This window comes from Bacteroides sp. MSSM.1001136sp1_RTP21357st2_D2_RTP21359_211015 (genome assembly GCF_040913205.1).
Taxonomy (GTDB): domain Bacteria; phylum Bacteroidota; class Bacteroidia; order Bacteroidales; family Bacteroidaceae; genus Bacteroides; species Bacteroides ovatus.
Window position 1 is genome coordinate 60,182 of the sequence record NZ_JBDFVF010000005.1, and the last position, 14,885, is coordinate 75,066.

General features: G+C 43.0%; 8 protein-coding genes and 1 pseudogene. 5 read left to right on the plus strand and 4 right to left on the minus strand.

Annotated elements, in window-relative coordinates:
* Positions 1-11 precede the first annotated feature (11 nt).
* Positions 12-530: an NUDIX hydrolase gene (locus AB5217_RS05220; RefSeq protein ID WP_004301145.1), complete on the plus strand. Its 519-nt coding sequence runs from the start codon at positions 12-14 to the stop codon at positions 528-530.
* Here the strand turns inward: AB5217_RS05220 and AB5217_RS05225 are convergent.
* Positions 508-1,050: a glutathione peroxidase gene (locus tag AB5217_RS05225; RefSeq protein ID WP_032844391.1), complete on the minus strand. Its 543-nt coding sequence runs from the start codon at positions 1,048-1,050 to the stop codon at positions 508-510. The genes AB5217_RS05220 and AB5217_RS05225 overlap by 23 nt on opposite strands.
* 210 nt (positions 1,051-1,260) lie before the next feature.
* On the opposite strand from AB5217_RS05225, the gene AB5217_RS05230 reads away from it, so the two are divergent.
* The 4 genes and pseudogenes from AB5217_RS05230 (at position 1,261) to AB5217_RS05245 (ending at position 8,480) form a co-directional block, all read left to right on the plus strand.
* Positions 1,261-5,586: a CusA/CzcA family heavy metal efflux RND transporter gene (locus tag AB5217_RS05230; protein WP_004324763.1), complete on the plus strand. Its 4,326-nt coding sequence runs from the start codon at positions 1,261-1,263 to the stop codon at positions 5,584-5,586.
* 62 nt (positions 5,587-5,648) lie between these two features.
* Positions 5,649-6,539, plus strand: coding sequence for an efflux RND transporter periplasmic adaptor subunit (locus AB5217_RS05235; protein WP_004324762.1), 891 nt, complete (start codon positions 5,649-5,651; stop codon positions 6,537-6,539).
* Positions 6,540-6,612: 73 nt separating this feature from the next.
* Positions 6,613-7,680 (plus strand): annotated as a pseudogene (locus tag AB5217_RS05240) (sensor histidine kinase).
* A 5-nt stretch (positions 7,681-7,685) separates the two neighbouring features.
* Positions 7,686-8,480, plus strand: coding sequence for a LytR/AlgR family response regulator transcription factor (locus AB5217_RS05245; RefSeq protein ID WP_004324760.1), 795 nt, complete (start codon positions 7,686-7,688; stop codon positions 8,478-8,480).
* Positions 8,481-8,821: 341 nt separating this feature from the next.
* Here AB5217_RS05245 and AB5217_RS05250 read toward each other — a convergent pair whose 3' ends face one another.
* From AB5217_RS05250 to AB5217_RS05260, 3 genes are read right to left on the minus strand one after another with little or no spacing between them, the layout of a single operon-like run.
* Positions 8,822-10,768 carry a glycoside hydrolase family 97 protein gene (locus tag AB5217_RS05250; RefSeq protein WP_004324759.1) on the minus strand — a complete coding sequence of 649 codons (1,947 nt, stop codon included), beginning with the start codon at positions 10,766-10,768 and terminating at the stop codon, positions 8,822-8,824.
* 53 nt (positions 10,769-10,821) lie between these two features.
* Positions 10,822-14,079 carry a GH92 family glycosyl hydrolase gene (locus AB5217_RS05255; RefSeq protein ID WP_004324758.1) on the minus strand — a complete coding sequence of 1,086 codons (3,258 nt, stop codon included), beginning with the start codon at positions 14,077-14,079 and terminating at the stop codon, positions 10,822-10,824.
* 8 nt (positions 14,080-14,087) lie between these two features.
* Positions 14,088-14,885, minus strand: coding sequence for a basic secretory family protein (locus tag AB5217_RS05260; protein ID WP_004323619.1), 798 nt, complete (start codon positions 14,883-14,885; stop codon positions 14,088-14,090).

Below are 14,885 nucleotides of genomic sequence, written 5' to 3' on the forward strand. Positions count from 1 at the left end.
TAAAAGACACTATGCCAAGCGATAATAACCAAGAAATGTTCCCTATCGTAGACGAACAGGGAAATATCACCGGAGCCGCCACTCGCGGAGAATGTCACAGCGGTAGCAAACTGCTTCATCCGGTAGTTCACCTTCACGTATTCAATGCCCAAGGAGACATCTATTTACAGAAACGCCCCGAATGGAAAGACATTCAACCGGGAAAATGGGATACGGCTGTGGGCGGACATATTGATTTGGGCGAAAGCGTAGAAATCGCCCTAAAGAGAGAAGTCCGTGAAGAATTAGGCATCACAGACTTCACTCCGGAGCTTCTCACCAGTTATATTTTTGAATCCAGCCGTGAAAAAGAGCTTGTTTTTGTCCACAAAACCGTTTATGAGGAAGAAATCCATCCCAGCGACGAACTGGACGGTGGACGATTTTGGAAGATCGAAGAAATAAAAGAAAATCTGGGTAAAGGAATCTTCACTCCCAACTTCGAAGAAGAGCTGAAAAAAGTCTCTCTTATTCCTTCTCTATCCAAGTAATAATCTTTTCAGAGAACGGACTTTCTTTCGGAGACACAACTCCCGCCCAATGTCCGTTCTCATCAATCATAAACTTCTGAAAGTTCCACTGAACCGGTGCACTTTCTTTTCCATTCTGTTTTTTCTCCGTCAACCATTGGTAAAGAGGAGCCATATCTTTTCCTTTAACGGAAATCTTAGCCATCATCGGAAAAGTAACATCATAGTTCAAAGAACAGAACTTGGCTATTTCCTCATTACTACCCGGTTCTTGTCCCATAAAGTTATTCGCCGGAAAACCGATAACAACAAAGTCTTTTTCTTTATATTTCTCATATAGTTTCTCCAGTTGAGCATACTGGGGCGTCAGCCCACACTTAGATGCCACGTTGACTACCAGCACTTTCTTACCTTTCAGTGAAGAAAGAGGAAAGTCCTTACCATCAATTGTTTTCACTGTAAAATCATAAAAAGACTTGTTTTGCGCTTCCGAAGAAATTGCAAACAACAGGCTTACCATCATCAAGACGAATGTTTTCATGCTGAATATACATTTAGTTTGTTTTTATATTAAACGAGTAAACTGAAAGAAATGTTTGTTCAGCAGTGAAACAAGAACTATGATTTTACATCTTTCAATTCCCCAATCCGTCACTTCACCCCACAATCTTTCCGCTTCATTTATTCTTAGTGATAACGGATGAAGATAGGCAGTAATTTTGTACTGTGAAATAATAATACAACGAAAATCATGTTTACAGCTATTGTACGTTTTTCAATCAAGAAGAAACTATTTGTAGGACTCACTACTCTCTTCCTGTTTATCGGAGGTATCTATGCGATGCTGACACTACCTATCGATGCCGTGCCCGACATTACCAATAATCAGGTACAAATAGTGACCGTATCCCCTACACTCGCACCACAAGAGGTGGAACAACTCATTACTATGCCTATCGAAATAGCGATGAGCAATATTATGAATGTCGAAGATATCCGTTCTGTCAGCCGCTTCGGGCTATCGGTCGTAACGGTCGTTTTTAAAGAAAGTGTCCCCACACTCGATGCACGGCAGCTGATAAATGAACAAATACAAAGCGTAACAAGCGAAATTCCCTCCGAGCTCGGAACACCGGAGATGATGCCCATCACTACCGGTCTGGGAGAGATTTACCAGTATATATTGAAGGTAGCTCCCGGATATGAGAAGAAATATGACGCAATGGAGCTCCGCACCATTCAAGATTGGATGGTGAAACGTCAGTTGTCCGGTATACCCGGTATAGTAGAAATCAATAGTTTCGGCGGTTACTTGAAACAATATGAAGTAGCCGTCGATCCGGACGCCCTGTTCTCTTTGAATATCACTATCGGCGAGGTGTTCGAAGCACTTAGCAGCAACAACCAAAATACCGGCGGAAGCTACATTGAGAAGATAAAGAACGCCTACTATATCCGGTCTGAAGGTATGATTACCCGCATCAAGGATATTGAACAGATTGTAGTGACCAACCGGAATGGGATTCCGGTACATATCAGTGATGTAGGAGTTGTCCGCTTCGGTTCTCCAAAGCGTTTCGGTGCCATGACAAAGGATGGTGAGGGCGAGTGTGTCGGCGGAATTGCCATGATGCTGAAAGGTGCCAACGCAAATGTAGTGACTCAAGAACTCGAAAAACGGGTAGAAAAAATACAGCAGCTATTACCCGAAGGAGTCAGTATAGAACCTTACTTGAACCGTTCGGAACTGGTAAACCGGAACATCTCTACGGTTGTCAACAACCTGATTGAAGGAGCGGTTATCGTCTTCCTTGTACTCATCCTCTTCCTCGGCAACCTCCGTGCCGGACTGATTGTCGCATCCGTCATCCCGCTGGCAATGCTTTTCGCTTTTATCATGATGCGTGTATTCAATGTCACCGCCAATCTAATGAGTCTCGGTGCCATTGACTTTGGTATTGTAGTAGATGGCTCTATCGTTATATTGGAAGGTATCCTCGCCCACATTTACGGAAAACAATTCCGAGGCCGCACACTGACCCGCAAAGAGATGGACAAAGAAGTGGAAAAAGGAGCTTCCGGCGTTGCACGTTCGGCCACTTTTGCAGTGTTGATTATCCTTATCGTCTTCTTCCCCATCCTTACATTGAACGGGATTGAAGGGAAATACTTCACCCCCATGGCCAAAACACTTGTGTTCTGCATTATCGGAGCCTTAATTCTTTCACTGACTTATGTTCCTATGATGGCCTCCCTCTTTCTGAAGCATACCATTGTTGTGAAACCCACCCTTGCCGACCGCTTCTTCGAGAAACTGAACAAGATCTACCAGCACACCCTGCGCGCCTGTCTTCGTTACAAATGGCGTACCGTCATCATAGCCTTCTCCGCGCTGATCGGTTCACTTTTTCTCTTTACCCGCCTGGGAGCAGAGTTCATTCCCACTTTGGACGAAGGTGATTTTGCCATGCAAATGACACTACCCGCAGGAAGTTCGCTGACCGAAAGTATCGAAGTATCCCGCTTAGCAGAGAAAGCATTAATGGATAAATTCCCTGAAATCAAACATGTTGTAGCCAAAATAGGAACGGCGGAAGTTCCCACTGACCCGATGGCGGTGGAAGACGCCGATGTGATGATTATCATGAAACCATTCAAAGAATGGACAAGTGCCGGAAGCCGTGCAGAAATGGTGGATAAAATGAAAGATGCACTTGCTCCGCTCTCCGAACGTGCCGAATTCAACTTCTCGCAACCGATACAGCTTCGCTTCAACGAGCTGATGACGGGAGCGAAAGCAGATATTGCCATCAAATTATATGGAGAAGACACGCACGAATTATATGAAAGAGCCAAAGAAGCAGCTACTTTTGTAGAAAAAGTGCCGGGAGCAGCAGATGTCATCGTTGAGCAGACGATGGGATTACCTCAATTGGTAGTGAAATACAACCGTGGCAAAATAGCCCGTTACGGCATCAACATACAAGAGCTTAACACCATTATCCGAACTGCCTATGCCGGAGAGTCAACAGGTGTAATCTTTGAAAACGAACGGAGATTCGATCTCGTGGTCCGGCTTGACCAAGAGAAAGTGGCCGACTTGAATCTTGATAAGTTGTTTGTACGCACTTCGGAAGGAATTCAAATCCCTGTTGGAGAGGTAGCAAGCATCGACCTTGTCAGTGGGCCACTGCAAATCAACCGGGATGCAACCAAACGGCGCATCGTCATCGGTGTCAATGTGCGTGACGCAGATATCCAGCAAGTTGTCGCCAATATTCAAGAGACACTGAACAAGAACATCAAACTGAAGCCGGGATATTACTTCGAATACGGCGGCCAGTTCGAGAACTTGCAAAATGCCATCAATACCTTACTGGTAGTCATCCCCGTGGCATTAATGCTCATTCTATTGATTCTGTTCTTCGCATTCAAGAACATCACCTATACCCTGATGGTATTCTCAACCGTCCCCCTATCGCTCATCGGTGGTATCGCCGCACTTTGGCTACGCGGACTTCCGTTTAGCATATCGGCCGGAGTAGGATTCATCGCTTTGTTCGGGGTAGCAGTATTGAATGGTATCCTGATGGTAAATCACTTCAACGAACTTCGTAAACAAAATACCTATTCCATGACTACAAACCAGATTATCAAAAGAGGGACTCCACACTTGCTCCGTCCTGTATTCCTGACAGGACTGGTTGCATCTTTGGGATTCGTCCCGATGGCAATAGCCACTTCAGCCGGCGCAGAAGTACAACGTCCGTTGGCAACAGTGGTCATCGGTGGCTTGATTATTTCTACCGTACTGACTTTACTCATCATTCCGGTGTTTTACAAAATTGTAAATTCATTTGCTACTTGGAGACGTCCGGGAATCAAACTACGCTGGCCTTTCGGGGGATTGTGTCTCCTGTTCTTGTTTCTTCCCGCGTTCGTTTCCGCTCAACAGACACAAACAGTCAGTCTCGAACAGGCGATAGAAATAGCCAAACAAAATCATCCTCGCCTGAAAATAGCCAATAATGCTATTCAACAAGCCAAAGCCACTCGCGGAGAAGTGATAGAAGCAACGCCTACCTCGTTCAGCTATTCCTGGGGTCAACTTAACGGAGAAAACAAAAAAGACAAGGAACTGGCTTTCGAGCAAAGCCTGGGCTCTCTTCTAACGCCATTCTACAAGAATGCGTTAGTCAACCGTCAGGTAAAAACGAACACCTATTATCGGCAGATGGTAGAGAAAGAAATCACAGCAGAAGTGAAAAGGGCGTGGGCCTACTACCAATATGCCACTAATCTCTGTTCAATGTATCGGGATCAGGATAAAATGGCAGAAGAACTGCAGCGCATCGGAGAATTACGATACCAACAAGGAGAGATTACCTTGCTAGAGAAAAATATGATGACCACCATAGCTGCCGATCTGCATAACCGCTGGTTCCAAGCAAAAGAAGAAGAGAAAATGGCATTGGCAGGTTTCCAATGGAGTTGCTACTCCAACGATCCCATTGTTCCGGCGGATTCCACTTTATCCTTATTCTATACCGGCATTTTGGATGGAAACCTGTCGGGAGCACATACTGCCTACTTTCAAAGCCAGGCAGATGAAGCGAAAGCAATGCTCCGTGTAGAGCAGAGCCATTTCTTTCCTGAAATCAGTGTGGGGTATACACGTCAGGACATTCTCCCACTTAAGAATCTGAATGCCTGGATGATCGGGGTTTCTTTCCCCATCTACTTCCTGCCACAAAAGAGCAAAGTGAAGCAGGCACGGCTAACTGCCACTTCAGCGCAAATACAGGCAGATGCCAACATCCGGGAGTTAAGAAATAAAACACTCGAACTGGAAGCATCCCTCCGCAGAAATAATGAGAGTTTACGATATTATACCTCTTCTGCCCTGAAAGAAGCGGACGAACTGACAAAGGCAGCCAACCTGCAATTGCAGCAGAGCGAAACAGGCATTGCCGAATATATACAGTCGATTACCACCGCCAGAGAGATCCGCAGAGGCTATATTGAAACAGTCTACCAATACAATATTGCTGCACTGGAATATGAACTTTTCAAGTAGGTGGAAAATCGAGACATTGAATGACATACATCACCCAGAATAATTATTATAAAACATAAGATATGAAAAAGATAGTTTATCCCATCCTTTTACTAGTTCTAACGGCTTGCAAAGGAAACCAGCAAACTACAAATAACGAATTCGCCGCAATTCCCGTTGCCGAAACGATAGCAGATACCATCGCACAACCCGAAGTGGATGCCATCACTTCAGCTACCTCAAAGCCTAATCAGGTTTCGTTCAACGGACGAATCGTTCTTCCTCCTCAACGTCAGGCAACCATTGCTTTGACCATGGGAGGCATTGTAAAAAAGGCTTCTCTGCTCCCAGGGCAATGGGTGGCTGCAAACAGTGTAATCGCCACGTTAGAGAATCCGGAGTTCATCACCCTGCAACAAACTTATCTGGACAGTCACGCACAGACCGAATATCTCTTAGCTGAATACGAACGGCAAAAAAATCTGTCTGCCGAACAAGCAGCTTCTCAAAAGAAATTCCAGCAAAGTAAAGCGGACTTTCTCTCCATGAAGAGTCGCCAGGACGCCGCTGCTGCACAACTTTCTCTTTTAGGCGTTCAAACGGAGGCATTACTTAAGAACGGAATACAACCGCTACTGGAAGTCAAAGCCCCCATTAGTGGTTATGCCGCTAATGTAGCGATAAATATCGGCAAATATATCAATCCGGGAGAAGCACTTTGCGAACTTATCGATAAAAGCAGCCCGATGCTTTGCCTGACTACTTACGAGAAAGATCTTGCAGACATACAAGTCGGCAGCCCGGTACAGTTTCGTGTAAACGGAATGGGGACACAAACCTTTCACGGTATCGTGATTTCCATCGGACAAAAAGTAGACGAAACCAATCGTTCGCTCGAGGTATATGCTTCCATCAAGGAGGAAAATGTACAATTCCGCCCCGGTATGTATGTCACGGCACACATTCAGAAATAATAATTGACCAACTGTGACAACAGCATTGACATTTTATAACCGGTAACTCATAATTTACCACTATCTTTGTTGTATGATAGCCAAAGCAATAAAAAAAGATAAATATATACTTTCCACAGTCATCATCTCCTTTGCGGTTGCTGTACTGATTCATTTTCCTGAATCAGTATCTCTTTTCGACCGTTTCGAAAGTCATTCCTTATTCCCAGGGATGAAGTTTATAGATGTGGCAAACGAAATACTGTTTACCTTTCTGTCGCTATTGTTACTTTTTGCCATCAATACCCGTTTGTTTCATTTCAACTAGGCTTCCATTAAAATTACAGGGACAAAGATTTTGCTTTCCTTTATCGTGACATGGATATTGAGTAACTTGTCAGGACAGTTTTTTGTTTTCCTTCACAGAACGTTTGATATTCCGGCCATCGATGCCATGGTACATCATTATTTGCATCCATTGCGGGATTTTATTGTGGCATGTCTCGTCACCAGTAGTTGCTGTATCATTCATCTTATATTCAAGCAGCAACTGGTACTTATTGAGAACGAACAGCTTCAGGCAGAGAATCTCCGCAATCAGTATGAAGTACTGAAGAATCAGCTGAACCCACACATGCTGTTCAACTCGCTGAATACCCTGCGTTCGCTGGTACGCGAAAATCAGGATAAAGCGCAGGATTACATTCAGGAACTCTCCCGGGTACTAAGGTATACTTTGCAAAGTAATGAGTCACAATGTGTCAGTCTCCGGGAAGAAATGGAATTTGTTTCCGCTTATATATTTCTATTAAAGATGCGTTTTGAGAACAATCTACAATTCGACATACAGATAAGCAATGCCTACGAAGAATATCTCCTCCCTCCAATGGCGGTGCAAGTGTTGATTGAGAATGCAGTAAAGCACAACGAAATCAGCAACCGGAAGCCGTTGACCATTCATATCACGACGGACGATAACGGCAATTTGTCTATCAGCAACGACATTCAGCCCAAATGGACTGCAACTTCCGGAACCGGTATCGGACTTGCCAACCTTGCCAAGCGATACAGGCTCTTGTTTAAACGGGATATACAAATAACGGAGGACAAAGAGTTTACTGTTTGTATTCCTTTGATTGAAAAATCACAACTAGAACAATAATCACCATGAAGATTGTCATTATAGAAGACGAAAAAGCAGCAGTACGAAACCTGACTTCACTGCTTAATGAGATAAAACCGAATGGAGAAATCGTGACCATACTGGATAGTATCAGTTCCACTATCGAATGGTTCAGTTCTCATCCGATGCCGGAACTGGTATTCATGGATATTCACCTGGCAGATGGTTCCGCCTTCGAGATATTCAATCATATCAATATTACTTGTCCGATTATCTTTACAACTGCCTATGATGAATATGCATTACGCGCATTTAAAGTAAACAGCATCGACTACTTATTAAAACCCATCGGTAAGGAAGACATAGAACACGCTTTCGATAAGCTGCAAAGTTTACAGGATGCTGCTGACAAACACCAGTTTCCTTTTCCACAACAGGAGAATGAGCTACTGAAACTGATACATTCACTCCAAAAGCAGGAAAACTATAAAAGTCATTTCCTTATTCCTAGCAAAGGAGACAAACTATTGCCCGTTTCTGTAGATATGATACAATTGTTTTATATTAAGGACTGTCAGGTCAAAGTAGTCTTAACCGATGAAACCGAATACTGTTTTTCTCAAACATTAGATGAACTTACGGAGTGTCTCAATCCTTCTCTTTTCTTTCGGGCTAACCGCCAATATCTTATTTCGCGAGAAGCTATTAAAGATATTGATTTATGGTTCAACAGCCGCCTGTCCATTAACTTGTATTATTCAGGAATCAAAGAAAAAATACTTGTCAGTAAAGCCCGAGTAGCAGAGTTTAAAGAGTGGTTCTCTAAGAGAAAACGTTGATTCCGAAGCATTGCCTTCTTAGAACAAATAGCAAAACAAAGTGTTTCGTACCGTGAAACGATTGGTTTCAACGCTTGAAACAAACAGTTTCAAGCGGTAAAACACTTTGTTTCAAGCCGTGAAACCAAAAGTATCCCCTGTTGAAACTTCTATTTACATACCAGTTTATGTTTATATGCAGGCATGTTCATTTCAGACGGTGATAGATGAATGATTAGGTGATAGGTGGAGAACAATCTATCACCGCCCTGAAAGCTCGATGAACAAGGTGTTTCAGAAGGATGGTGATAGATTGAAAGATGATTTCCATTTTTATGTATGGAAAGTTAGAATATGTGCCATCATTCAATGACAGCTGCAAAGCCACCGTTTCTAACCATCTTTATAGTTAGCTGCTCCCCGGCTTTCACCTGGGATGACTTGCAACGATAATCCATCGCCTGACGTCCTGCGTTGATACCATCCTCAAAAGATGTCATTTGATAAGAACGATCTTTATTCAAGAAATCTAACTTTATGGTAAACTCACGTTCCTTTTCACCATTGTTAGTCATTCCTCCTATAAACCACTTATCGCCTTTCCGTTTTGCTACAATGACGTATTCACCCGCTTTAGCTTCCAATGCCACAGTCTCGTCCCATGTTACGGGAACTTGTGTAATGAAACGGGTACAATCTTCATTACGATAATAAAGAGTAGGATTATCCGCCAACATCTGCAGACCACTCTCAAAAACCACAAAGAGTGCCAACTGATAAGCACGTGTTCCGATACTTGCAGCATTAGGACGTTCCGACCGATACACATTAGGCTGCATACTAATCATCGCTCCGGGAGTATAATCCATCGGACCGACAGCATTACGCATAAATGGTAAATACAAACTATTATCCGGATAACAACCGCCCATTTGTTCCATGCCACGCACTCCTTCGTAAGACAGTACATTCGGATATTTATATTCCAGCCCAGCAGGTTTGAAAGAACCATGAAAATCGACAAACAAATGATGTTTGGCTGCTTCCCGGGCTACCCGTTCGTAATAGTTGACCATCCACTGATCGCTTCTGTCCATAAAATCAATCTTTAGTCCTTTTACTCCCCATTCATTGAAAGTCTTAAAGAGATCAAAATTGTTTTCTACAGTCAACCATGTCAACCAAAGCACAATCCCTACATTTTTTTCTTTGCCATAACGAATCAACTCGTGCAAGTCTACTTTGGGATTAGGCGTATAAGGATCACGCGTACTTTTAGCCCAGCCTTCATCCATAATGATATATGGAATACCAAATTTAGAAGCAAAATCAATGTAATACTTATAAGTATCCAAGTTATAACCGGAAACAAAATCCACATCCGGTCCGTAAGGAGAAGCGTCATTCCACCATTCCCAGCTTACCTGTCCCGGCTTAATCCATGAAACATCCTGCAGTTGATTCTTTTCAGCCAGTTTATAAGTCATTGTGTTCTCAATCAACTGCTTATCATTTTTACTTATCACAAAGTAACGCCAAGGATAATTTCTCGTACCTTTTGTTTTAGCAATGTAATCAGCTTCTTGAGTAATCTTCACACTACGATCACTGTTTTCGGCAAACGCAAGCGGAGCTTTAGGAAAAACAGAAATTGCTCCGTTCGTGCCCGTTCCTTTGAGAAACATACATGGATAATCAGCCAAATCCGACTCGCTGATTAATATTTTATAGTCTTTTTGTGTGTCAATCAATACCGGCAAAACAGCTATCCGTTCTTCAGGCTTCCACGCATTACTTTGAACATGTGTGTAAGGTTCCTCATAAGCTGTATGGAAACTTCCCGGTTGTTGCAAGTGAAGAAGATAATCCGACGGGAAGTTGATAGCAAACTCTTCGTTCATTACTTCAACATCACCTTTTTGTGAGGTAATAAACCGGTAAGCAACTCCATCGTCAAAAGCACGGAATTCTACTGAATAATCTTTAAAGGTCAGTAGCAATTGATTATAACGATTATTGACTTTCGAATATTTCAAAGGAACAATAGGAGTTAATTGCTCGTCGACACTCCATTGCTTCTGACGACGCAACTTAGGGTTCTGTCCCAACACTTGATTTTTCAGAACCAACAAAAGAGAATTGTCTTTCAACAATACATCTCCGTTATAATCTATACTATAATAGATTTTATCCGAGAGATTCAAGGACACTTTCAGCTCTCCATTGGGAGAAACCAACTCTAACCGGTTCTGCGCATGAAGTAGTGAAACTAAGCACAAACACACAACTAACAGAATATATCTTCTCATGATTTAGATATTTAATTAATAATCGTTTTACATTGGCAAATGTAATAAAAACATCACTTCGTACTATCAAGCGGACTGGGTAATACTCCTTCAAAAGTCATTTTCACTGGTTTAATATACCCGTTTTCATCAAAATACATTCGATCAATACAAGTTGCACGACTATTTGCTGCTGTTTCACCTAACGGACGACGATGATAAACAATATACCATTCATCTTCTCCGGCTCCTTTTATCACCGAATGATGTCCTGCTCCGGTAGCTACCGAAAGATCCTGTTCCAGGATTTTACCAACCCTTTTGAACGGACCAAAGGGAGAATCTGAAATGGAATATGCTACACTATAGTTCGGGAGTCCCCAGCCACCTTCCGACCACATGAAATAATATTTTCCATTACGTTTCAACATAAATGGTCCTTCTACATAGTTTTCCGGAGTGACTTCCTTATACATCGTTCCGTCCTCAAAAGGAACAATACTCAATAAGTCAGGAGCCATTTTCACCATATTACAATGTCCCCAGCCACCATAATACATGTAATATTGCCCGTCATCATCCTTGAATACAAACTGATCGATAGGTTGAGCCCCATGAACGATCTTATCAATCAGCGGCTTACCCAAAGCATCCTTAAAAGGTCCGGCAGGACTATCTGACGTAGCAACACCAATCCCTCCTACTTCATTATTATTCTGAATATCATTAGCTCCGAAAAACAAATAATACTTATCATTCGCTGAAAGCACCGCTGGCGCCCAAAGAGCACGACGAAGCCAACTGATATTCTCTTTTGATATGACTTTCGGATGCTTTGTCCAGTTCACCAAGTCTTTAGACGAAAAGGCATCCATAAAGGTTTGTTCATCATAAGGTGCCGAATACGTAGGATAGATCCAATATTCATCTCCAAACACGACTCCTTCGGGATCGGCATACCAACCTTTAAAAACAGGATTACCACTCTTTTTCTTTTCTGAAAAATTTGCCTGATATTTCATTGTCTTTCCAGGCAACGACAAAGAAGGAGCTACCGCTTCATCCGATACCGCACGCTTATAGTTCGGTTTACTGCTCATGACAAAACGTAGTTTCACGCCATCACGTATATCCTCATATTTCAAATAAGACTTGTCATACTTCTTGCCGTTCACATACAATTCCTTTACATACACATTCTTCGGCGACCAATTATCTGCTACCATTTCAATCACCTTTCCGTTACTCATCCGAACAGTTATTGCCTCAACGCAAGGAGAACCGATGTTATACATATTGCTTGAAGGAGCCACCGGGTAAAAGCCTATGCAATTGAACATATACCAAGCCGACATCTGTCCGCAATCGTCATTGCCACTTAATGCATCCGGAGTATCGCCATAGAAACGGTCAGCAATCGTCCGTACCCACTTCTGACATTTCCAAGGTTCTTTCAAGTAATTATAAAGATACGCTACATGATGGCAAGGTTCATTTCCATGCCAATAGGCTCCGATACGGCCTTGAATATCATGTGCTCCCGGAATGTCATCCGGCAACTCTACTGTGAACAGTTCGTCCAACCGGTTGCGGAACCAGTTTTCGCCAGCTTCGTTGATATATCCTTGTACATCTTGTGGTACGTACCAGGTATATTGTACAGTAAAGCCTTCCGTAATATCCCCCCATCCATTTACAGATCCGGGGCCCTGATAAGCTACCGGAGTAAACGGTGTACGCCAGTTTCCCTGACTGTCCTTGCCACGCATATACTTCGTTTCCGGATCAATCAAAGTCTGATAAGAGAGTGCACGATTCAAGAAATAACGATAATCATCCTCTTTACCCAAAGCCTTGGCAGCCTGTGCCATACAATAATCATCATACGCATATTCCAATGTTTTAGATACTGATTCCGCCTCTTTATCGAAAGGCACATATCCCATCATACGATACTCCGGCAAACAGTCATAATTCGGATTCATCGCCGTGGTCTTCATAGCCTCATACGCACGTTCGTAATCGAACCCTTTTACTCCCTTCACAATCATGTCAGCCAATACGGAAACTGCATGATAACCAATCATACACCAAGTCTCATTTCCATAAAACGACCAGACAGGCAGCATTTTCTCCACACTTTTATCATAATGAGCCAACATGGAATTGGCAATATCGACATTCACTTCCTGCTGCACCAGATTGAACCAGGGATGCAAAGCCCGGTAGGTATCCCAAAGAGAGAATACCGTATAGTTGGTAAATCCTTCGGCTTTCTCTATATTTTTATCTAATCCTCGAAACTGCCCGTCTACATCCTGAAAGATGAACGGATGCAAAGCCGCATGATAAGCCGACGTATAGAATGTTCTTTTCGTTTTACGGTCGGCAGTAAGGGTATATTTTCCAAGTTCTTTTTCCCACAGTGCTTCTCCTTTAGCTTTCAGTTCATCGAAAGCGAGTCCGGCAAGTTCCGCCATATTGTTCTTTGCCCCGTTTGTGCTGACCGATGAAATAGCAGTTTTTACAATCACTTCCTCTCCGGCTTTCGTATCAAAAGAGATGCAAGCCATCAAATTCTTTCCCCAGGCTTCATAGCTGCTACGAAACCGGGAGGTATTGTAAATCACCGGTTTCTTATTCTGCATAAAGCGCAAACCAGTCAACTTTTTAGAGAAAGTAGCCGTGAAATAAATATGCCGTTCCGGTCCCCAGCCTTTTACCAGTTTATATCCGGTGATGGTGGAATCATTTTCCATGCGCAGATTCGCCCATTCACAAGATTGCCATAAAGTATGGTTCATATCGATCATAATAAAAGCTTTATCCGATTGAGGATAGGTGAAGCGAAACATACCACTACGTACTCCTGACGTCATTTCAGCCTTTACTCCATAATCTGACAGCTCCACCGCATAATAATTAGGTGATGCCCATTCCTTCTCATGAGAATAACGTGAACGGTATCCCTTTTCCGGCTCCTCACGTGTCCCTGGATCCAGTTTCATCTCTCCTGTTCCGGGAATAAACAGAAAGTCTCCCAAATCAGGTATACCAGTCCCGCTTAAATGAGTCAGGCTGAATCCCAACAAGGTGGAATGATTATATTTATAACCAGAAGCCGCATCATAGTATTTACTATCTGTGTCCGGACTCATCTGAATTCCTCCGAAAGGAATCTGCGCACCCGGATACACATTACCATAACCATCTGTTCCCACAAATGGATTCACATAATCAATCAGTTTCTCGGTTTGAGCCATGCCCGGCAAAATACTCACCAGACACGACCAAACCAAAAACAATCTCTTTTTACCCAATCTACTAGCCATATTTATTCTTATTGTGCTTGTACATCTCCTACCGCAACTTGATATTCGTGCCACAGTTCATCAATATTATATTCATTCCCTAAAATATGTTTGATAGCACCATCAAACGACCAAGGCACCACCTCCAACGTACTGCGATTGAACTTACGCAAGAATTCAGGGTCTTTGTTATCACGCAGCCAGACAAAGAAATAACCGGCCGTACGATAACCGTCCATATAGTTCCCACCTTTTGGACGGGCATTAGGACCATCGAAACCACCGTTTGCCACACGTACAGCATCGGCCATACCTTCAATAAATGCCCAGAAAACACGGTTAGTCCCATAAGAACCAATTCCTTGCGGTTCCAGCTGATAGGCATGTGTCAGTTCGTGCAGCAATACTCCGCGCGTTTCGAAAAACAGCTTTGCCGTATCATTCTTCGCAAATGATTTCTCAATATGCCGCGTGCTATAGAAGATTGTGACATCACCATTACCGCCACCTTTAGCTGAAACTCCTTCAATATCTTCCAACGTATAATGTATCTTGTTCACTGTCGGAATACTATCATCCGGAGAATTATAAAGGGTGGCCAATACCTCACGTGCCTGGGCCTTGATATACGATTCCGCATCGGGAATAATCCGGTGATAGACATCAGAACCTTTCGTTTCCGGTGCTTTATCTTCAAACAGGATAGTGCCCACATTATATTTTCCCCATGTGTCAGTCACAACTTCAGCCTGATTCTTTGAAGTTGCAGAACAAGCTCCCATAGCGATTAGCATACAGGTAACATAGATCAAGTTTCTCTTTTTCAT

What these genes read in the sequence shown, in the direction of transcription:
- AB5217_RS05230 (WP_004324763.1), top strand. Translation starts at nt 1,261, where the DNA reads ATGTTTACAGCTATTGTACGTTTTTCAATCAAGAAGAAACTATTTGTA.
- AB5217_RS05260 (WP_004323619.1), bottom strand. Translation starts at nt 14,885, where the DNA reads ATGAAAAAGAGAAACTTGATCTATGTTACCTGTATGCTAATCGCTATG.
- AB5217_RS05250 (WP_004324759.1), bottom strand. Translation starts at nt 10,768, where the DNA reads ATGAGAAGATATATTCTGTTAGTTGTGTGTTTGTGCTTAGTTTCACTA.
- AB5217_RS05235 (WP_004324762.1), top strand. Translation starts at nt 5,649, where the DNA reads ATGAAAAAGATAGTTTATCCCATCCTTTTACTAGTTCTAACGGCTTGC.
- AB5217_RS05220 (WP_004301145.1), top strand. Translation starts at nt 12, where the DNA reads ATGCCAAGCGATAATAACCAAGAAATGTTCCCTATCGTAGACGAACAG.
- AB5217_RS05225 (WP_032844391.1), bottom strand. Translation starts at nt 1,050, where the DNA reads ATGAAAACATTCGTCTTGATGATGGTAAGCCTGTTGTTTGCAATTTCT.
- AB5217_RS05255 (WP_004324758.1), bottom strand. Translation starts at nt 14,079, where the DNA reads ATGGCTAGTAGATTGGGTAAAAAGAGATTGTTTTTGGTTTGGTCGTGT.
- AB5217_RS05245 (WP_004324760.1), top strand. Translation starts at nt 7,686, where the DNA reads ATGAAGATTGTCATTATAGAAGACGAAAAAGCAGCAGTACGAAACCTG.